This window comes from Saccharopolyspora indica (genome assembly GCF_027853965.1).
GTDB classification, from domain to species: domain Bacteria; phylum Actinomycetota; class Actinomycetes; order Mycobacteriales; family Pseudonocardiaceae; genus Saccharopolyspora; species Saccharopolyspora indica.
This window is the reverse complement of record NZ_JAQGLB010000011.1, coordinates 147,568-168,085: the sequence shown is the minus strand read 5'-3', so window position 1 is coordinate 168,085 and position 20,518 is coordinate 147,568. Positions and strand designations below refer to the sequence as shown.

General features: G+C 69.4%; 16 protein-coding genes and 1 pseudogene. 6 read left to right on the top strand and 11 right to left on the bottom strand.

Annotated features, from left to right (window positions below):
- Window positions 1–2 precede the first annotated feature (2 nt).
- A complete protein-coding gene (locus OU416_RS23890) occupies window positions 3–1,895 on the bottom strand; it encodes an N-6 DNA methylase (RefSeq protein ID WP_270929258.1) in 1,893 nt (630 codons plus the stop codon).
- Window positions 1,896–2,032: 137 nt separating this feature from the next.
- Between OU416_RS23890 and OU416_RS23885 the strand changes: the two genes are divergently transcribed.
- Entirely contained in the window at window positions 2,033–3,283 is a 1,251-nt protein-coding gene (locus tag OU416_RS23885; RefSeq protein ID WP_270929257.1) for a Shedu immune nuclease family protein, read from the top strand.
- Between the two features lie 119 nt (window positions 3,284–3,402).
- Here the strand turns inward: OU416_RS23885 and OU416_RS23880 are convergent, their stop codons facing one another.
- Complete coding sequence (locus OU416_RS23880) at window positions 3,403–4,068, bottom strand: response regulator transcription factor (RefSeq protein ID WP_270929256.1); 666 nt, start codon at window positions 4,066–4,068, stop codon at window positions 3,403–3,405.
- Entirely contained in the window at window positions 4,056–5,381 is a 1,326-nt protein-coding gene (locus OU416_RS23875; protein ID WP_270929255.1) for a sensor histidine kinase, read from the bottom strand. The genes OU416_RS23880 and OU416_RS23875 overlap by 13 nt, the downstream gene beginning before the upstream one ends.
- Window positions 5,382–5,542: 161 nt before the next feature.
- Here OU416_RS23875 and OU416_RS23870 point away from each other — a divergent pair, with 161 nt between their 5' ends.
- A complete protein-coding gene (locus OU416_RS23870) occupies window positions 5,543–6,466 on the top strand; it encodes a CPBP family intramembrane glutamic endopeptidase (protein ID WP_270929254.1) in 924 nt (307 codons plus the stop codon).
- Window positions 6,467–7,008: 542 nt separating this feature from the next.
- The gene (locus OU416_RS23865) at window positions 7,009–8,256 is read left to right on the top strand and encodes a PQQ-dependent sugar dehydrogenase (protein WP_270929253.1); all 1,248 of its coding nucleotides are present in this window, start codon (window positions 7,009–7,011) and stop codon (window positions 8,254–8,256) included.
- Here the strand turns inward: OU416_RS23865 and OU416_RS23860 are convergent.
- The 5 genes and pseudogenes from OU416_RS23860 to OU416_RS23840 all read right to left on the bottom strand — a co-directional run bounded on the left by OU416_RS23860 (window position 8,204) and on the right by OU416_RS23840 (window position 11,217).
- A complete protein-coding gene (locus OU416_RS23860; protein WP_270929252.1) occupies window positions 8,204–8,401 on the bottom strand; it encodes a universal stress protein in 198 nt (65 codons plus the stop codon). The genes OU416_RS23865 and OU416_RS23860 overlap by 53 nt on opposite strands.
- 119 nt (window positions 8,402–8,520) lie before the next feature.
- A pseudogene (locus tag OU416_RS23855) lies at window positions 8,521–9,093 on the bottom strand (universal stress protein); the annotation flags it as partial.
- 290 nt (window positions 9,094–9,383) lie between these two features.
- Complete coding sequence (locus tag OU416_RS23850; protein WP_372907170.1) at window positions 9,384–9,737, bottom strand: arsenate reductase/protein-tyrosine-phosphatase family protein; 354 nt, start codon at window positions 9,735–9,737, stop codon at window positions 9,384–9,386.
- Window positions 9,738–9,805: 68 nt separating this feature from the next.
- Entirely contained in the window at window positions 9,806–10,864 is a 1,059-nt protein-coding gene (gene arsB, locus OU416_RS23845) for an ACR3 family arsenite efflux transporter (RefSeq protein ID WP_270929250.1), read from the bottom strand.
- The gene (locus OU416_RS23840; protein ID WP_270929249.1) at window positions 10,861–11,217 is read right to left on the bottom strand and encodes an ArsR/SmtB family transcription factor; all 357 of its coding nucleotides are present in this window, start codon (window positions 11,215–11,217) and stop codon (window positions 10,861–10,863) included. The genes arsB and OU416_RS23840 overlap by 4 nt, the downstream gene beginning before the upstream one ends.
- 103 nt (window positions 11,218–11,320) lie before the next feature.
- On the opposite strand from OU416_RS23840, the gene OU416_RS23835 reads away from it, so the two are divergent.
- Entirely contained in the window at window positions 11,321–12,394 is a 1,074-nt protein-coding gene (locus tag OU416_RS23835) for an ArsO family NAD(P)H-dependent flavin-containing monooxygenase (RefSeq protein ID WP_270929248.1), read from the top strand.
- Here the strand turns inward: OU416_RS23835 and OU416_RS23830 are convergent.
- Window positions 12,391–13,698, bottom strand: coding sequence for an FAD-dependent oxidoreductase (locus OU416_RS23830; protein ID WP_270929247.1), 1,308 nt, complete (start codon window positions 13,696–13,698; stop codon window positions 12,391–12,393). The two genes, OU416_RS23835 and OU416_RS23830, sit on opposite strands and share 4 nt — an antisense overlap.
- Window positions 13,699–13,798: 100 nt before the next feature.
- Between OU416_RS23830 and OU416_RS23825 the strand changes: the two genes are divergently transcribed.
- Both OU416_RS23825 and OU416_RS23820 read left to right on the top strand, forming a co-directional pair.
- Window positions 13,799–14,632, top strand: coding sequence for a helix-turn-helix domain-containing GNAT family N-acetyltransferase (locus OU416_RS23825; RefSeq protein WP_270929246.1), 834 nt, complete (start codon window positions 13,799–13,801; stop codon window positions 14,630–14,632).
- A 279-nt stretch (window positions 14,633–14,911) separates the two neighbouring features.
- The gene (locus OU416_RS23820) at window positions 14,912–16,111 is read left to right on the top strand and encodes a glycosyltransferase 87 family protein (RefSeq protein WP_270929245.1); all 1,200 of its coding nucleotides are present in this window, start codon (window positions 14,912–14,914) and stop codon (window positions 16,109–16,111) included.
- A 165-nt stretch (window positions 16,112–16,276) separates the two neighbouring features.
- Here the strand turns inward: OU416_RS23820 and OU416_RS23815 are convergent, their stop codons facing one another.
- The gene (locus tag OU416_RS23815; RefSeq protein ID WP_270929244.1) at window positions 16,277–19,357 is read right to left on the bottom strand and encodes an AfsR/SARP family transcriptional regulator; all 3,081 of its coding nucleotides are present in this window, start codon (window positions 19,355–19,357) and stop codon (window positions 16,277–16,279) included.
- A gap of 467 nt (window positions 19,358–19,824) precedes the next feature.
- Window positions 19,825–20,430, bottom strand: a complete 606-nt coding sequence (locus tag OU416_RS23810) for a class I SAM-dependent methyltransferase (protein WP_270929243.1) — start codon at window positions 20,428–20,430, stop codon at window positions 19,825–19,827.
- Between the last annotated feature and the right edge of the window lie 88 nt (window positions 20,431–20,518).

Here is a 20,518-nt window from a genome sequence, read left to right as displayed (position 1 = left end):
TGCTACAACCGTGGGGCTACCGTGGCATCAGCGAGGGCCTCGGTGAGGTTTCGGCTGATCTGAGTACCGATTTCCACGGCTTTCTTCAGGCTGGCCTCCCATTCGATCAGGTGGCGGAAGGCAGTGCCCAGCTGCCGTTGCTGGTCGATGTCCAGGGCCGGAATCACGACCTTGCGAAGGTCGATCCGGTGGATGCCCGAAGCCGTCGCGCTGCTCGCCGCCTGACCATCAGCACGGATCTGACCGGCCAGGAACCATGCATCCAACCGGTCCGAATCGATTCGGATCAGGAACATGTTCGGCCCGAGTACCCAGCCCGCACGGTCGATCACCCTGAGCGCTGTCATGCCGTCGCCCGCGGCAGCTGCGGGTACAACCAGGTCCCCAGGGCGGAGTGCTATCGCTTCGTCCGTCGACCGCAGCTCTGGCTCGGCTCCGGTAACAACATCACGACTGGTCAGGACCAACGGGCCGGATCCGTCCTTCCCCAAGTCCAGTGATCCGGCTTGATGCAAGATTTCGAGAGCACCGGCTTTCGCCAAGTCGCCGATGGTGGTGCGCGACCGAGTACCGGGGTCGCTCTCGTGCAGCTTTGGCCAGTGAGCCCCCGCAGCCTCCATCAGCTGGTGGAGGCTGGCTCTGTCGTTCTCGATCTCAGCAAGGTCGACCCGCCGTAGCGGCTGGGGAAGATAGTGCGCGGGGGTGAAGTCGACCTCTTCGCCGAGCAACTCGATCGGCTCGACCACACGTTGCCTGCCTGGGAGCTCGTCAACTTGACTGGCCTGCTGAAACGCATGCCACGCGCCGAGGATCTCGTTGCTGATCGCCGACCAGTCCACGTCACCACGACGTGCCGGCCGGTGGTGAGTGGTGTCCACGAGCAATACCGGTCCGATACCGTCGGCGTCAGGCCGACGCAGGACCCACAGGTGAATCGCAATACCAGTCGACATCAACACGCCGGCCGGCAACGCAACAACCGCTTGAAGAGCGCCGCGCCGGACGAGTTCCTGGCGGATCAGGCGTCCTGAACGCCGCACGGCTGCGCCAGACGGCATCGCGATCACGACCGTGCCGCCTGGTTTCACGTGTGCCAAGCAGTGCTGGGCCCAGGCCAGCTCAGGCTCGCCCTTGGCCGGGAAACCGTAGTGCCATCGTGGGTCGACACCAAGCTCTTCGTGCCCCCAGTCGCGGTACCCGAATGGCGGGTCGCACACCACCGCATCCGCTTGCAAACCTGGGAACGCATCGGCCCTCAAGGTGTCGCCGAACCTTATGTGCACTGATGCGAGCCCGCTCAAGCGCGTTTGGGCGAGCGTACCGAGCGCAGGCGCTACCTCCTGACCAACCACCTCCGCAGCTCCGGATTCCGCGGCCGCACGCAGCACGTTGCCCGGTCCGCATGCGGGGTCGAACACAGTGGTCGCCGCGACCGGCCCCGCGAGAGCAACCATCAGATTTGCGAGTTCTCTTGGGGTGACCAGGTGTTGGCGTTGCTGCCGTTCGAACAACGTCGTCGACAGCGACTCGATGAGCCCGGCTGCGTCCTCGTCGATGAGTTCATCGAGCTCAGCTCTGATCGCCGCAGGCAGCGCCACCGACGACGGGGCGCGCAAGTAGGTGGCGATATCGGCAACCAACTCAATCGCATCGCGTTCATCGCGATGAACATCAACAGCGCGCCACAAGGCCTTCCCGGGGCTGACCTCGGCCAGCTTCCCTTGCTGATGCAGCCAGTTGCGCACCTCGCCGAGCCGGAACGCAGGGTTGCTCCCCGCCCCCGAGACCGGCTTGGGAAAGTCAGCATGACGTCGTCGCCAGTTACTGACCGCGGCGCGGCCCACGTCCGCAAGTCGGGCGATCTCAGCCGCAGTCACCAAGGCGTCCTCTGACATGGCTACCTCCCACCGATCCACTCGTTAGCCTAACACTCACCGATCAACTTGTTGACTATGTACACAAGCCCTGGTTCACTATTGAGAGTCAACAGCAGGTCGATCGCTGACGGACTCGCGGAATGAGGGGCCGACACATGGAGCTTGCGAGCTTCGGAAGCGCGCAGGAGCCGAACGAGGTGACCTACGCGCAAGGTCGCCTGCCATCCCAGATCTACGTGAGCCGCAGTTTTCCCCTGACGGTGGGCCGGGACACCGGGCATCCCGCACGGTACGTCCACCGGGTGTTCGACGAAGAGCCCGACAACGAGGGCACCGACGATCTGGAATGGGAGCGCAAAGTGGTCTTCCGGACGCCCGGCGGGCGAAAGCAGCTTGAGATCCAGGTCGCTCGAACCGCGGGGGCCGTTCGCAGGCTGCAAATACGAAAGGTCCCGACCAGCGGCGATGCCGCCAAGCTCGAACCCGTCCTCGACCTCAACCGTGAACAGGCAACACGTCTGGTCGAGACGATTCGAGCACTCGACGGCATTCCGGTCGCGAGCGAAAGCGCAGCGCGAGTTGACGAAACGCTTCTCCGCCAGCTCTTCGACGACCCCGCAGCTCTGCACAAGATCTACGCAAAGGACCCGGAACGCCTCCGCACCCTTATCGAATGCGATGCCAGGGCCGAGGACGTCATCGCCCTTCGCCGCCGACGGGAAGTCGTTGCCCAGATGCACCGATGGCTGGAGGACGACAACGCGTTCCAGGAAAGTACCGCCCAGGCCGGGGGCCCAGAGCGGGCTTGGCAGAAGTTGCTCGAGGACAATCCGTGGATACTCGGGATCGGTCTCGGCGGGCAGCTTCTCACTTCATGGAGCGAGGAGAAGCTGGAGCAGATCGTACTGGGACACGACATCAACGGCCCAGGCAAGCGAGCCGACGGCCTGCTTCGCACCACCGGAGTGATCAGCTCCTTGGTCTTCGCAGAGATCAAACACCACAAGACCGATCTGCTTGGCAGTGACTACCGCAGTGGCTGCTGGCGACCTTCCGCAGAGCTTTCAGGTGCGATCACCCAGGCGCAGCAGACCGTTCATCTTGCTTGCCGCAAACTCGATGAGTTCCACCACGATGTCTCACCTGATGGTGAACAGCTCGCAACCGGAACCTTCGTCATCCGTCCGCAATCGTTCCTGATCATAGGAAGCCTTGCGGAACTCACTGGCACAAGGGGCGGCCCATACCGCGATAAGGTGCGCAGTTTCGAGCTGTTCCGAAGAAACACCCGTGAACCTGTGATCCTGACCTTCGATGAGCTGCTGGCCAAGGCAGAGTGGCATGTCAATGCCGCCGAACGCGAGTCCGCGAAGGCGGATGACGCAAGCTCTCCGCCGCGCGAATAAGCACGAGCCCAGCGCCGTCGTCGATCGAGCCGGCACATCAGGTCGTCGATGGTGGGCACGGCCCCAGGCCGTCATCGGGCGACGAGTCTTGGAAAGTTGTTCCGGGACTCCCCAAAGCGTCAGGGAGTGCTGCCGCGCAGATAGGTGAGCACTGCCAGCACGCGCCGGTTCGTGTCGTCGGTGGGTGGTAGGTCCAGTTTGGTCAGGATGTTGCCGACGTGTTTGCCGACGGCGGCTTCGGAGACGACGAGGCGACGGGCGATGGCCGCGTTGGAGCAGCCCTCGGCGACCAGCGCGAGCACCTCGAGCTCCCGGGCGGACAGCCGGGACAGTGGGTCGGTGCGCCTGCGCAGCAGCCTGCGCACCACCTCGGGGTCGATGACCGCCGCGCCGTCGAGCACCCGGCGCAGGGTGGCGGCGAACTCGTCCACGTCCACCACCCGGTCCTTGAGCAGGTAGCCCACACCTTCGCCGTTGCCGGATTCCAGCAGGTCGGCCGCGTTGCTCTGCTCCACGTACTGCGACAGCACCACCACGGCCAGCCCGGGGTGGTCGTTGCGCAGGTCGGCCGCGGCCCGCAGTCCGTCGTCGGTGAAGGTCGGCGGCATCCGTATGTCGGTCAGCACCAGGTCGGGGCGTTGCTCGGCGACTGCGTGCCGCAGCGCTTCGGCGTCGTTCACGGCGGCGACCACCGTGAAGCCGAACCGGGCCAGCAGCCCGACCAGCCCTTCGCGGAGCAGCGCGCCGTCCTCGGCCAGCACCACTCGGACGGTTACGGACGACATGGCAACTCCACGCGAACGACAGTCGGCCCGCCGACCGGACTGGACATCGACATCGTGCCGCCGAGCACCGCGACCCGGTCGGCGAGACCGGTCAGTCCCTTGCCCCGGCCGGCATCGGCACCGCCGCGTCCGTCGTCGCGGATCTCGGCCGTGACCACGTCTCGATTTCCGCGCACGAGCACGGTGGCGCCGGCGGAAGCGGCGTGCTTGGCCACATTGGTCAGTGCCTCGGACACCACGAAGTACACTGTGGACTCCACCGGGTCGGGCAACCGTCCGGGCAGGTCGACGGTCATCGTGACCGGGATGGCGGCGAAGCGATCGGCCAGCTCCTCCAGCGCGCCCGGCAGCCCGCGGTCGGTGAGCACCGGCGGATGGATGCCGTTGATCAGTTCGCGCAGCTCGGCCATGAACTGCTTGGCCTGTTCGTGCGCCTCGGCGACGGCCCGCGCGGCAGCGGTGTCCGCAGGCAGGTCGTGCCGCGCCAGGCCGAGTTGGAGGGTCAGCCCGACAAGACGCTGCTGGGCACCGTCGTGCAAGTCGCGTTCGATGCGGCGGCGTTCGGCCTCGAACGCGTCCACCAGCCTGGCTCGGGACCGGGACACCTCGGTCAGCTCGGCACGCAGCCGATCACCAGGGTCACCCGTGATCAGCGCGCGAGCCAACGCGGCGTGCGCACCGGCCACCAGCCCCGCCAGGTACAGCAGCCCCGGCAGCAGTACCAGTCCGGCGATCGCGTACGGCACCCCCTGGGCCGCGTCGGTCACCGTGCCCAGCGGCCCCAACATCACCGGCTGCCCCGACGCGACCAGCAGCGGGCTCACCACCAGGATGCCGTCCGCCACCGCGATCGTCGCTGCCACCGCGGACGACATGGGCGTCACGATCACCAACAGCAGCGCGTACGCCGTCTCCCGCCAGGTGGCGGCCTCGGTGAACCGGAGGCGCACCCACGCCAGCAGACCCGGTTCATCCGGTGTGCGGTGCCCTGACCGCGCCGGTCTGCGGTCGACAAGCCGGAGCCGGTACCGCTCCGCGGAGGCCACCACGATCGCCCACAGTGGACCGATCGTGATCACCACCAGGGCGGTCAGGGCGGCTCCGGTGACCAGCACGCCCAGCGCCCGGTAGTCGTGCGCGATCAGCCGCTGCACGAGCACCACCCAGGGCAGGGCGCACGCGGCCAGCGGAAGCGCTACCGCTCCGGTGGGAAGCAGTCCGGTCAGCAGGTAGACGGCGGATCGCCACGGCCAACCGGAGAGCAGGAAGCCACGCGTGGTGACCGCGGTCAGCGCGGTGGGCGGGATCGGCACTCCGCCCACGTTAGGTTCGGTCGCAGTTCGCGTCGATCTGCCTGATCGGTCTCTTCCGGGTATGCCTAGCCATACCCCGGATCGGCCCAGCACGCGTAGTGACCTCTGCTCCTGGTCGGTGATGTGCTCCCCGAGTTCGTTCCCGACCAACGGAGAAACCCATGCCCACCACGGTGGACCCCCCAAGCGACCACCCCGTCGGTATCGTCCGGCGATACCCGCTCACCTGCTTCTTCGCGCTGGCCTACGGCCTGAGCTGGCTGGCATGGTCACCCCTCGTGCTGTCGGCCAACACCGAACTGGGAGTGCTGCCCCTCGAGATCCCGACGGTACTGGGCAGCACCCAGGTCCTCGGCCTGATGCCCGGAGCCTACCTGGGCCCGATCACCGCAGCGCTGATCATCACCGCGACCGTGGAGGGCAGGTCGGGCCTCCGCCGGTGGGCTCGGCGGCTGAGCCGGTGGCGGGTCGGCTGGCGGTGGTACGGGGTGGTTCTGCTCGGCCCGCCCGCCGTGGTGATCGCCAGCACGTTCGTGCTTCCCGGCGCCTGGCACCACCCCCGGCTGCCCGCCCTCGGCACGCTGCTCGGCTACGTTCCTCTGCTGCTCATGCAGTTGCTCACCACCGGTCTCGCCGAGGAACCCGGCTGGCGGGACTTCGCGCTGCCCCGCCTCCAGCACCGCTTCGGTCCGCTGTTCGGCACTGTGGTGCTCGGCGTGCTGTGGGGCGGCTGGCACCTGCCGCTGTTCCTGACCACCTGGGCCGGCTGGCCGGATGTCCGCTGGTACGACCCGGTCCAGTTCATCGCCACCTGCGTGGTCCTGAGCATCACGATGACCTGGATATTCAACCGCACTGGGGAAAGCGTGCCGATGGTGATGCTGCTGCACGCCAGCATCAACAACGTCTTCTCCGAGCTCTGGCCGGCGATGTTCCCCGAACTGGACCCGTACCGCGACTCGTTGTACGTCTTCCTGATCGCCTCGGTGCTCACCACGGCCGTCCTGGTCGGGGCAACCCGCGGCCGGCTCGGCAACCCCGCAGCCGCGGACGATCGATTCTCACCGGACCACCACGCCCCGTGACACCCGGCGCGGAGCCGCGGTCCGCTGTGGTGCGTTGTCCGCTCCTGCCCTTGACCAGCGCCAGGGCGAGAAGCAGGCGGCGGTGTTGCGCACCGAGGGCACCCGGTCCGCGGAGATCATCAAGGCCGAAGGCCAGTCCTGGGCCATTGACCAGGTGTTCCAAGCCGTCCACCGCAACGATCCCAAGCTCCTTGGCGTACCAGTACCTCCAGGTCCTCCCTCAGCTGGCGTAGGGTTCGGGCAGCACCCGGCGAATTGCGACATCCCGGACTCCGCCCGATTCCGTCCAGAACCGCGAAAAGCAGTCATCCCACCAGCAAGGTGGTGGGATGACCAGGCGGGAGAAGGTCGTCCACCCCGGCCCTCAGCGAGTCCAATGAGGATGATCACGACACCCCTGGAATAACCACTCCCGGCCGACGACGCTCGGGGATCATCGCACCTCGCACGCTGCCCGATTCCTGTTGCACCGCTGCGCATCGTGGGACGCCGCGACATAATCGGCGCATGCGGAAAGAGCTGCGCATCGGCGTTATCTCGCTATGTTGGGCCTCCTGGCCGCGTGCGGCAGCAGCGGCGGAGAAAGCCCGCGCGCCCCGGCCCACGGGCAGTCGATCGCCGGGCTGTCGGTCGATGTGGTCGTCGCTGGGCTCGAAAACCCGTGGGACATCGGTTTCCTGCCCGATGGCGCCGCACTGGTCAGCCAGCGCCCGGGACGGTTGACCCTGCTGGCCGACCACGCTCCTGCGGCGATCGCTCAGCCGGTGGAGGCCGACTTCAGCGACGTTGTCGCCGAGGGCGAAGGCGGCCTGATGGGTTTGCTGATTCATCCCGATTTCGCCAGCAATCGGCAATTCCTCACCTGCCAGACACATCATGTGAACGGTGAACCGCAGGACGTCCGGCTGGTGCCCTGGCAGCTCTCAGAAGATCGCACCACCGCCCAGCGCTCCGGCGGTCCGCTGCTCGCGGGAATTCCGCTGGACGTCCTCAGCGGGCATGCCGGATGCCGACTGGCGCTCGCCGAAGACGGCGCGCTGCTCGTCACCACCGGCGACGCTCGGCAAGCCCTCGCGGCACAGGACCGCTCCAACCTCGCGGGCAAGGTTCTGCGGATGGACATCGACACCGGCAACCCGTGGCCGGACAACCCGTTCCTGGACTCGCCCGAGCCCGCCGAACGTCTGGTGTACACCTACGGGCACCGCAACCCGCAGGGCAACGCACCACGCCCCGGTGGCCAAGTGCTGATCGCGGAACACGGTCCCGACGCCGACGATGAGATCAACCTGCTGCGGCCAGGCGGCAACTACGGCTGGAACCCCGTCGGCGACGGCGAAACCGACTACTACGAGCAAACGGTGGCGATGACCGACCAAGACCGCTTTCCGGACTCCGTGCCCGCCGCGTGGTCATCAGGCGTGCCCACCGAGGCCACCTGCGCGGCGACGTTCCTGACCGGCCCGCAGTGGGGACCGCTCGACGGCAGACTCGCCGTCACAGCCCTCAAGGGAAGCAAACTCATGCTCTTCGACCTGTCCCCGAATGCCGCTGTGCAGGGTCTCTCGGTGCCGCACGAGCTCGACGGAACTCACGGCAGGCTCCGCACAGCACGACAAGGCCCCGACGGAGCCCTCTACCTCACCACCTCGAATGGATCTGACGACAAAATCTGCGCGTCGCCCCAGGGTGAGCAGACGGTCTGCGGGCCGTGTCGGCCTGGCCTGTCGCGGCAGCTCAGGAAACAACCACGGCCGGGCAGGGAGCGTAGTGCGCCACCGCGTGGCTGACCGAGCCGAGCAGGGTCGCGCCGACCAAACCCCGGCCGCGCGTCCCCACTGCCACCATGTCGGCCTCCTCCGCAGCCGGCAGCAAGGCTTCGGCCGGTTGCCGGGTGGTGATCTCCTCGCGGACCTCGACGTCAGGGTAGTCCACCGCCCATGCGGCAACTGTTTCCGCCAGTTCCTCTCGCCCGAGGTCGGCGGCATCCCCGTTCCGCTTCCGGGTGATCGCGACGCATCTCCGCTGTCTCTCCACGCGTGGAGCGCGATCAGTTCCGCTCCATACCTGGAGGCGAAGTCGAGCGCGACACCGATCGCGCGTTGGCTGCAATGCGAACCGTCCACACCGACGACGATCCGCGCCAGTTCCGGAGCAGACTGCATCGGGCGTGCCCTTTCGCGTTCACCGCGCAGCACCAGCACCGGAGTGGTCGACTTGCGCACCACCTCGGCCGCGGTCGAACCGAGCAGGACTCTGTTGAACCTGCGGAGCCGTGGTGCACCGAGCACGACCAAGCTCCCTCTCACGGCGGCGTCCAGAAGCACCGTGGCCGGATGCCCCACGTGCACCTGTGGATCGATGTCCAGCGCTGGAAAACGACTCCGGCAGGCACCGACGAGCTCGTGCAGCGCCCGGCTCGAAGCACCGCTTGCCGGGTCGAGCACGAACCGCTGTGGAGCCAGGTGGATTCGAGTGACCTCTTCCAGCGGAATGGTCACGACATGCACCAGGACCAAGGATTGCGCGCGACTGTCCGCTTCGAACGCGGCCCACCACGCCGCACGCTGCGACTCGTCCGATCCGTCGAATCCGACGATCACCGCTGGGGATTCCAGCAGAGCCATGGCAACCACCCTCTTCTGATTCACCGGCCGGCGTGCCGCGGTGCGCACGCTCCTACGTTCTCCACGCGGAGCCGTCCCGGCAAGTGCGCACGCGCCACAGGCGGGAGCCCGCACCGATCGATCTTTCGAATCGGCGCGGGTGTCATCGCTCAGGCCGCTACCACCCGCCTGCCCGCGTTGAACCACCTGTTCCACAGCCGGCGGCGTTCGATCTCAGCGCGGAACGCGGCGGTGTCGTTTCTGCCCCACTTGTTCGACCAGCGTCACGCGGTGCACCCGGCCGTCGACGATCAGCGTTCTTCCGGGACGAGTTCGGCGAGCAGGGCGCGGACTCGGTGGTCGATGTCGTCGCGGATCGGGCGGACTTCGTCGACGGGTTTGCCCGCCGGGTCGGTGAGTTCCCAGTCGAGGTAGCGCTTTCCCGGGAAGACCGGGCAGGCGTCGCCGCAGCCCATGGTGATCACCACGTCGGCCGCTTCGACCGCGTCGGTGGTGAGCTTCTTCGGGAGCTCCTGGGAGAGGTCGATGCCGAGTTCGCCCATCACCTCGGCGACTGCGGGGTTGATGGTGTCGGCCGGTGCCGATCCGGCCGAGCGGACGGTGACCCGGCCCTGGGCGTGGTGGTGCAGCAGGGCGGCGGCCATCTGCGAGCGGCCCGCGTTGTGCACGCAGACGAACAGGACTTCAGGAGTGGTGGGCACGGGTAGTTCCTTTACTGGGTGGTGAACCAGCGGCGGGCGGCGAGGGAGACGTAGACCAGGCCGACGAGCACCGGGACCTCGATGAGGGGGCCGACGACGCCCGCGAGGGCTTGGCCGCTGGTGACGCCGAAGGTGGCGATGGCCACCGCGATGGCCAGCTCGAAGTTGTTGCCCGCCGCGGTGAACGACAGCGTCGCGGAGCGTTCGTAGTTCAGGCCGATGGCCTTGCCCAGCGCGAACGATCCCGCCCACATCACGGCGAAGTAGACCAGCAGCGGCAGCGCGATGCGGGCGACGTCGAGCGGGTTGGACGTGATCGCGTCTCCCTGCAGGGCGAAGAGGATGACGATGGTGAACAGCAGGCCGTAGAGGGCGACGGGGCCGATCTTGGGCAGGAACCGGGATTCGTACCACTCGCGGCCCTTGGCGCGTTCGCCGAGCTTGCGGGTGAGGAAGCCGGCGACCAGCGGGATGCCGAGGAAGATCAGCACGTTCTTGGCGATCTCCCACGCGGAGACCTCCAGGCCCACCTGGGGCAGGCCGAGCCAGCCGGGCAGCACCGAGAGGTAGAACCAGCCGAGTCCGGCGAAGGCGATGACCTGGAACACCGAGTTCAGCGCGACCAGCACCGCGGCCGCCTCGCGGTCGCCGCACGCGAGGTCGTTCCAGATGATGACCATGGCGATGCAGCGGGCCAGGCCGACGATGATCAGGCCGGTGCGGTACTCGGGCAGGTCGGCCAGGAAGATCCAGGCCAGCGCGAACATCAGCGCCGGGCCGAGGATCCAGTTGAGCACCAGCGAGGAGATCATCAGGCGCTTGTCGCCGGTGACGGTGTCGAGCCGGTCGTAGCGGACCTTGGCCAGCACCGGGTACATCATCACCAGCAGGCCCAGCGCGATCGGCAGCGATACGCCGTCGAGCTGCACGGCGTCCAGCGCGGGGCCCAGGCCGGGGATCCACCGCCCGGCCAGCAGGCCCAGCACCATCGCCGCGCCGATCCACACCGGCAGCAACCGGTCCAGTGTGGACAGCTTCGCCACCACGGCCTGCTCGGCGGTCCGGGTCATGCCGTCACCGCCTGCGCGGGCAGCAGCGACTCGGCCAGCGGCTTGAGCGCTTCGGGGCGGGCCTGGTAGTAGACCCAGGTGCCGCGGCGTTCGCCGGTGATGAGCCCGGCCTCGCGCAGCACCTTGAGGTGGTGGGAGATCGTCGGCCCGGACAGCTCGAAGGCCCCGGTGAGGTCGCACACGCACGCTTCGCCGCCCGCGTGGGAGGCGATCAGCGACAGCAGCCGCAGCCGGACCGGGTCACCGATCGCCTTGAACGCCTTGGCCAGCTCCGCCGCCTGCTCGGCGGTCAGCGGCTCGCGCATCACCTGGGTCGCGCAGGCGTCGACGATCGGCAACTCTTGTTTCGACATGGATCTAATTTGACAGTCATCGATGCAGGAAGCAAGCTCGGTGGCGGCCTCCCCGCGGCGGTGTGACCGGCACCTCGGGAGGTCGTGGAGTCGGGAGGCGCGGGTGACCGAGGTTCGGGACGTGGTGGTGATCGGCGGCGGTCAGGCCGGTTTGGCTGCGGGGTACTTCCTGCGGCGGGCGGGCGTGGACTTCGTCGTCCTCGACGACCAGCCCGGGCCCGGGGGCGCCTGGCGGCACTGCTGGGACTCGTTGCGGCTGTTCTCCCCCGCCGAGTACAGCCCGCTGCCGGGCTGGTGGATGCCCCGGCAACCCGGCGAGGAGTTCCCGACGGCCGAGCACGTCGCGGGCTACCTCGCCGCCTACGAGCAGCGCTACGACCTCCCGGTGCAGCGGCCCGTGCGGGTGCGGGGCGTGCACGGCGCGGGCGCGTGGTTGGCGGTGCAGACCGACCAGGGTGTGTGGCGGGCGCGGGTGGTGATCAGCGCGACCGGCACCTGGGGCGCTCCGCACCTGCCGCACTACCCCGGCCGGGAACTGTTCGCGGGCCGGCAGCTGCACACCACCGACTACCGGTCTCCGCAGGAGTTCGCCGGGCAGCGCGTGGTGGTGGTCGGCGGCGGCAACTCCGCCGCTCAGATCCTCGCGGAGGTCTCCACGGTCGCGGAGACGACGTGGGCGACTCGCCGGCCGCCGCGGTTCATGCCGGACGACGTCGACGGCCGGGTGCTGTTCGACGTGGCCACGCAGCGCGAAGCCGCCCGCCGCGCCGGGCTCCCCGACAGCGGCGGGACCAGGAGCCTCGGCGACATCGTGATGCTGCCCGGCGTCCGCGACGCCCGCGATCGCGGTGTGCTGCGCGCGGAGCCGATGTTCGACCGGCTCACCGAACGCGGTGTCGGCTGGGACGACGGCCGCGAGCTCGACTGCGACGCGATCATCTGGTGCACCGGCTTCCGCCCGGACCTCGGTCACCTCGCACCCCTCGGGCTGGCGGTGGACGACGACGTGGTCCCGACCGAGGGAACCCGCTGCCTGCAGGAGCCGCGGCTGCACCTGCTCGGCTACGGGGACTGGACCGGCTGGGCCGCGGCCACGCTGGTCGGCGCGAGCCGGATCGCGAAGGTGACCGCGGCCGAGATCGCCGAGGAGCTCCAGCGCGACGAAGCCGCTGGTTAGCCCGCGCGGGGCGGTGCGATGACCTCCGGTGCGGCGCAGCAGCCGCCCTTCTCCGCCTCGGGCTCGTCGAACAGACCGGCGCCGCCGCAGACCCCGGTTTCGGGCAGGACGAGTTCGACGCGTTCGGCGGCCTCGGTGTCGCCTGCGATCGCGGCGGCCACGCTGCGCACCTGCTCGTAGCCGGTCATCGCCAGGAACGTCGGCGCACGGCCGTAGCTCTTCATCCCGGCCAGGAACACCCCGGGCTCGGGGTGCGAGAGCTCCTTCGCGCCGTGCGGGTAGACGGTGCCGCAGGAGTGCACGTTCGGGTCGATCAGCGGCGCGAGCTCGGCCGGGGCCTGCAGCACCGGGTCCCGTTCGAGGCGGATCTCCGACAGCCACGACAGGTCCGGCCGGAACCCGGTCAGCACCACGACTTCGTCGACCGGGCCGGTCTTGTTCCCGTCGAAGGAGGTCAGCACCAGGCGGCCGTCGCCGTCCGGTTCGACGGAGGCGGTGCGGAAGCCGGTCACCGTCCGGACGCAGCCCTCCTCGACAGCCTGGCGGGCGCGCAGCCCGAGCGCGCCGCGCGCGGGGAGCTGGTCGGCCTCGCCGCCGCCGAAGACGTTGCCCGACGTGCCGCGGCGCAGCACCCACACGATCTCGGTGCCCGGCACCTCTTCGGCGATCTGCGCCAGCCCGACCAGGGCGGTCAGCGCCGAGTGCCCGCTGCCGGCGATCGCCACGCGCTTGCCCGCGAACCGCGCCCGCACCTGCTCATCGGCGAAGTCCGGGACCTGGTAGGTGATCCGCTCCCGTGCCGCGCGTTCGCCGAGCGCGGGCAGCCCGTCGCCGCCCAGCGGGTTCGGCGAGCTCCAGGTGCCGGAGGCGTCGACGACCGCCCGCGCCGTGATCCGCTCCTCGCCGGCCACGTGCACGGTCAGCGGTTCGGTGTCGCGTCCCGCGTCGACCACGCGGTCCCGGCCCCGCCGCGCCACTCCGACGACTCGCGCGCCCAGCCGCACCCGGTCGCCGAGGGCCGCTCCGAGCGGCTCCAGGTACTCCGACACCCAGTCCGCGCCCGTCGGGTAGGCGGCCGCATCCGGGCGTCGCCATTCCCGGGTTTCCAGGAGCCGGGCGGCGGCCGGATCGATCAGCTCCGCCCAGCGCGAGAACAGCCGCACGTGGCCCCACTCGCGGACCGAGGCCCCGATCTCCCCTGCCGCTTCCAGCACGAGCGGTTCGAATCCGCGTTCAGCCAGGTGTGCCGCTGCGGCCAACCCGATGGGGCCCGCACCGACCACCACAACCGGCAGCTCGTCCACGAGTCACTCCTTTAATCGATGGCGTTCGATGAATGATGGACCGAATGTATCGATGAGCATCGATTGACGCAACCATCGATCTGTGTCGATACTTGTGCTCATGACGACGTCCGAGACGCAGTTGCTGCCCGCCGAGGCCGCGGCGACCTACGCGGGCTGGTTCGCCAGCCTCGCCGAACCCATGCGCGTGCGGCTGCTGCACGCGGTCGCCGCCGCCGGATCGACCACCGTGGGGGCGCTGACCGAGCTGCTGGGCATCAGCCAGTCGACCTGCTCCCACCACGTGCGCAAGCTCGCCGACGTCGGCTTCGTGGTGCTGTCCAAGCAGGGCACCGCCACCCGGGTCTCGATCAACACCGCGTGCTGCACCGGCCTGCCGCACGCCGCCGAAGCCGTCATGGGCATGCTCGCCCGCCCCTGCTGCCCCACCGATCTCCCCGCGGACGTCGCGGTCCGCGCCCTCGACGCCGCCGACTGGCCCGCGGTGCGCCGCATCTACGCCGAGGGCATCGCCACCGGCGACGCCACCTTCGAAACCGACGTGCCACCGCGCAAGGCGCTGGAGGCCAAGTGGCTCCCGGCGCACCGGTGGGTCGCCGAGATCGACGGCGAGGTCGCCGGGTGGGCCGCCATCACGCCGGTGTCCAACCGGGACTGCTACGCCGGAGTCGGCGAGAACTCGCTCTACGTGGGCGAAGCGTTCCGCGGTCGCGGCGTCGGGAAAGCCCTGCTGCACAAGCAGGTCACCGCCGCCGACCTCGACGGGCTGTGGACGCTGCAGACCTCGATCTTCCCGGAGAACCGCGCCAGCCTGGCCCTGCACTACTCCGCGGGGTTCCGCACCGTCGGCGTCCGCGAGCGCATCGCCCAGCACCACGGAACCTGGCGCGACACCGTCTTCCTGGAACGCCGCCGCACCTGCGACGACGACTGACCCTGGGCACGCATCCTGACTCTCGGCGCGGTGCGAGGAGACCGCGATTCGCGCGAGCCCTCCGCAACTTTCCTGAAACGCGGATGGAACTCGGGCGTGGTGATGTAGCTTGAAGCTCCGGGCAGCGCGGTTCACTGGACAACGCTGCCGGGCGGCGGAGCACCGCAGATCAGCACTTGGCGCACCGTCCTCGTGGCCAGCGTCATTTCAGAACTGAAGGACGGGCGTGCAGGTTCGGGTTCGGCCGGGGAGAAACGACTTTCGCCGCGGCTTCGATGGTTGTCCCAGCACGTGGTGGTCATCGTCGTGCTCTCGGCAGCGGTGTTCGCCGTTCCGTCGTTGCTGCACTGGGCGTTCACCGGGCAGATGGTCGTCGGTGATTTCCTCGACATCACCGTCTACCGGGCCGGTGGCGCCGCTCTGCTGCACGGAGAACCGCTGTACGAAGCCGATCTGCGCGTGGCCGTTGGCAGCTTCCCCTTCACCTACACGCCGTTCGCTGCCGTGTTGTTCACGCCGTTGGCCCTGGTCCCGGCGTGGCTGTGCCAAGCACTGGTCATCCCGTCGCACATCGCCCTCCTGGCCGCCGTGGTGTGGCGGTGCCTGCGCTGCATCGGGCACCTCCCGGATCGGGAGCTGCGCCGGGCTGCGGTGGCGATCACCGGTTTGCTGTTCGTGCTGGAACCGATCACGTGGACCATGTGGCTCGGGCAGATCAATCTGCTGCTGCTGGCGATCGTGCTCTTCGACCTCACCGCTCGCGGCAGGTGGTGGAGCGGAGTGGGGCTCGGCATCGCAACCGCCATCAAGCTCACCCCGGGCCTGTTCATCGTCTACCTGCTGTGCACGCGACGGTTCCGGGCCGCGGCTGCGGCAGCGATCACGGCGACTGCCACCACCGGCGCCGGGTTCCTCATCGCCCCGAAGGACTCGGCGCGCTACTGGGGAGGAACGTTCCTGGACAACACCAGGTTCTCGGACACCGACGGATCTGGAAACCTGTCGATCAACGGCCTGATCGCCCGGCTCATCGGTGTCGGGGACGCCCAACGACTGATGTGGCTGATCTGCGCGATCGCCGTGGTGGCGCTGGGGATCGGCCTGGCCGCCGTCGCGCGCGCTCGTGGCCACGAGCTGTTCGGGCTGACTCTCTGCGGCCTGACCGCGACCGCCGTCTCCCCGTTCTCCTGGAGCCACCACTGGGTGTGGATCGCTCCGCTGGCCGTGCTGGCCGTCAGGTGCGCATCCCCCGCCGTCATCGCCGGTCTGCTCGCGCTCACCTTCGCCTGGCCGGTGCACGTCCTGTTCGGGCTCGACATCCACTTCCCCGTGCTCGGCATCAGCGCGGTACCACCGTGGCAGGGCGTGGAGATCCTCTACGGCAACGCCTATCTCCTCGTCTTCGCCGGAGCTCTGGTCGCCGGTTACCAGGTGCGCACCCCGGCCAGCGGGCAATTCCTCCCTGAGCCGGGAAGGTAGACCCCGCAACGCCACTACGCGGTCCGAACACCTTCCTCGCCGTGGCGCCATCGGGAAGAAGAACGCTGTCGCCGTCGCCGTGCTCGCCGCGATTCCGGTTGCCGGAAGCGCGAACGTCGCCTTCGCCGCCTCCGGCGCCACGACGCCCTTCGGGGCTGATCACCGTCACTCGGGCAGCGGGCTTTCCAGGACTCGCAGCTGGCGTTCGATGCGCTCGGCGAGCTTCTCCGCCTCGTGCGAGGTGGTCGACTTGATCAGGTCGAGGGCCTTGAGCCACAGCGTGCCCGCCGCCGCTCGTTGGTCGCTGTGGAGGCGGACCTGGGCCAGCGCGTCGAGGGTTCGGGCCTGCCAGAGCTTGGCCCGGAGCTCCTCGAACGAATCCGATGCGCGCAGGAGGTACTCGTCGGCGCTGTTGAGCTCCTGCCTCGCCAGGTGCAACCAGCCCAGTTCCAGCAGCACCTGGCCTTCGCCCAGGTGCGCGCTGACCAGCTGGCACAGTTCCAGCGCGCGGGTGAGGGCCTTCTCCGATTCCAGGTACTTGCGCTGCTCGGTCCACGTCGCGCCGAGCCCGCTCAGGGCGAAGACCTCGCCCACCCGGTCGCCCATCGGCAGGACCAGCTCCAGCACCTTGCGGAAGGCCTCCTCGGCCTTGCTGAACAGCTCCTGCTGCAGGTAGAGCTCGCCGTAGCGCTGCCACGCCTGGGCCTCGACGCGGCGGTTCCCGGTGCGGTGGCACAACCTCATCGACTCGCTCAGCGCCCGGGTCGCCTCGTCGAAGCGCCGCAGGCCCGAGTGCACCTGCGCCAGGCTGATCAGCGTGTGCGCCTCCGCGACGAGGTCGCCGACCTCGCGGAAGCTCTCCACCGCGGCGGTGTAGCGCACCGCCGCGCTGTCGTACTGACCGGCGATGCGGTCGGCGAAGGCCAGGTTGCGCAGCGCCAGCGCCTGTCCGTGCTGTTCGCCGAGCTCGGCGAACAGCCGCAGCGCGTCCTCCAGGAGTTCGACGCCGGAGTCGCCGCGCGTCGTCTGGCGCAGCGATCCCAGCGAGCACAGGATGGCCGCCTCACCGCGGCGGTTGCCCGCGCGGCGGACGCATTCCAGGGCCCGCTCGTGCGTTTCCTGCCAGCGGTGCACCTGGCCGCGCGCTTCGAACAGCGTCACCGACGTCAGCGCCAGGTCCCAGCACTGCTCGTCGGCCTCCGCCTCCGCGGCTTGGTGCACCGCGGCGACCAGACCCGCTTCTTCGGCCTCCAACCAGCCCATCGGTTCCGACAGCAGCCGGTCCACCTGGTTCTCGGGGAGTTCCCAGCGGTAGCCGTCACCGTGCAGCACCGTGTAGTCGCCGCCGTACAACCGGCGGTGCGCCTCGCGCACCAAGCCCAGGTAGGCGCCCAGCAGGCGCCGTTCGGCCGCTGCGCGCGCCGCCGGGTCCTCCTCGCGCAACCGCTCCACCGCGAAGATCCGGATCAGGTCGTGCCAGCCGAAGCGGGTGCCCTGCGCCGCCACCACGTCGACCAGCTTCGCCTCGATCAGCTCCTCCAGGACGTCGCCCGCCGTGCGCAGGCCGGTGTCCAGCAGCGCGGCGGGCACCCACAGCGCGAAGTCCGGCACCCGGCACAGGCCCAGCAGCCGGAACAGGCGCTTCGCCTCCGGCGAGAGGCCGTCGTAGGAGATCGACAGGGTCGAGCGCACGTGCAGGTTGCCGTAGGCGATCTCGTCGAGCCTGCCCTGCTCGTCCTGCAACCGCTCCACCATCGCCGACAGCGTCCAGTGCGGTTTCCCGGCCAGCCGGGCGCCGATGATGCGGATCGCCAGCGGCCAGTGACCGCACAGCTGGGTCAGGGTGTCCAGCGATTCGCTCTCCGCGCTCGCCCGCTCGTGACCCACCAGCCGGGCGAGCAGGTTGCGCGCCTGCTTGCCCTCCAGGATGTCGAGGTTGAGCGTCACCGCGCCCGGGAGGATCCCCAGCGGCCGCCGGCAGGTGACGATCACCGAGCAGCTCGGGCTGCCGGGCAGCAGCGGCGTGATCTGCTCCTCCCCCGCGATGTCGTCGAGCACCACCAGCATGCGCCGCCCGCTCAGCCTGCTGCGGTAGAGGTCCTGCAGCTCGTCCGGGTCGGTGGGGATCTCGCTGTCCCGCACGCCGATCGCGCGCAGGAAGCGGGCCAGGACGTCGGCGATCTCGACCGGTGCCGTCGTGCCGCGGAGGTTGACGAAGAGCTGGCCGTCCGGGTAGTCGTCGCACAGTCGGTGCGCCACGTAGACCGCGAGCGCCGTCTTGCCGATGCCGCCCCGCCCGGCGATGCACACGATCCGCATCGTGTTCTCCACCGCGGGGCCGCCGAGCTTCTCCTCGATGGCCGACACGGCGAGGCCGCGGCCGGTGAAGTCGCCGATGGCAGCGGGCAGCTGGCGCGGCACCACGTCCTCGGCCCGCCGCAGCGGACCGGAGGGCACCACGCCGTCGATCTCGGGCTCGTCCGCGCCGGAGAGGATCACGGATTCGAGCTGCCGCAGCGAATCGCTCGGTTCGATGCCGAGCTCGTCGATGAAGTCCCGCCTGGCCTGCCGGTAGGCCTCCAGCGCTTCGGCCTGCCTGCCCGAGCGGTGCAGCGCGACCATGAGGTAGGCGCGCAGCTGCTCCCGCCACGGGTGTTCGGCCACCAGCCCGGCCAGCTCGCCGATGAGCTCCCGGTGCTTGCCCAGCTCCAGTTCCAGCTCGACGCAGTGCTCGACGACCCCGATCTTCTTCTCCACCAACGCATCGGCCAGCAGCCGGGCCTTGCCCGAAGCACCGGCCAGCACCTCGCCGCGCCACAGGGCCAGCGCGCGCCGGAACATCTCCGCGCCCTCCGCCGTCCGGCCCGCGGCGCCGTGCTCCTCGCCCGCCCGCGAGTACTCCTCGAACAGCGCCGCGTCCACGCGGGCAGGGTCCACCTGGCAGACGTAGCCGCCCGAGCGCGTCACGATCGACCGCGGCTCGCCGATCCCGGTGAGCATCTGGCGCAACCTGGACACGCAGATCTGGACCTGCTCGCGGGCGGTCGGCGGCGGCGCTTCGCCCCAGATGGCGTCGATCAGCTCTTCCACCGAGACGAACTCGTTGACCCGCAACAGGAACAGGCCCAGCACGGTGCGCTGCCGGTAGGCGGTCACGTGGCGTGCGGCATCACCCGTCCCGATCTCCACCGGCCCCAGCACCCGGAACGCGGGCTCGCCGTGGAAGCCGGATCCGCTCCCGCTCACGACCCTGAACCCCCTCGTCCGGTGACCATCACGTCGCCCGCACCGAAATCATCGAACCCCCCACAGCGAGCGAAAGTCGTCCTACCTGAGCCAACTAGGCATCGTAACGGCTGGTCAACACCTCGCCATCGGCCAATCAGCGTGGACTTCCCCAAGGCGCGCAACGGGATCGGCGCGCGCGTCAGGAACGCTCTCGCCACCATCCAGCGCACGCCGATGATCCGGACGTTGTATCGCGCCGGTGCGCACCGCCGACCCGTTCCGGTCGCGGAACGGCGGCGGGGCGGCCGATCACCGCTGGTCAATCGCGGCAGCGAGCCTCGGGAAACGATTCCGGCGACGGCGGCGTTGGTCCGTTCCCGGGGTTTTCCCGGAACGCGGCGCGATCGAGTCCTGGAACGTGTGAAATCGCCTTTTCCGTAACAGAAAATTGACCTCCGGTACCAGGCCCGTTCATCGGTTCGCGCTCACCGGCCGCGGAGCAGCGCCACCAGGAAGTCCGAGTCGTCGGCGAACGGGCGGAGATCCCAAGTGGACAGGAGCAGGTCGGGTTCGAGCCCGGCGGCCGCCGCGTCCGCGAAGAAGGCGGAGAACTCGTAGTCGCGGCCGGCGCCGAAACCGATCGCGATCCGGCCGCCCGGTGCGAGGTGGGCGCGGAGCCGCTTCAGCACCTCGCCGCGGGTGGTCGGTGCGAGGAAGGTCATCACGTTTCCCGCGCAGACGATCGCGTCGAACGGTTCGGTGATGCCGCGAGCGGGGAGGTCGAGCTCGGCCAGATCGCCGACCAGCCAGCGCGGGCCCGGGTGGTCGTGCTCGGCGGCCTCGATCAGGAACGGGTCGACGTCGACGCCGACGACGTCGTGACCGGCGTCGGCCAGCCAGCCGCCGACCCGGCCGGGGCCGCAGCCGGCGTCGAGGATGCGGGCGCGGCGCGGCACCAGGGCGTCCACCAGGCGGGCCTCCCCGGCGAGGTCGTCACCGGCGCGGGCCATCGAGCGGAAGCGCTCGACGTACCAGGAGGAGTGCCCGGGGTCGGCGGCGACCTTCCGCATCCAGATGCTCTGCTCAACCATGCCCGCATTCTCCCGGAAGCAGCGGCCGCTTCGCCACGACCGGGGTGCGGGGAGCCGGTGCCGCCGAACCGGACCGGCTCGGCCGGAG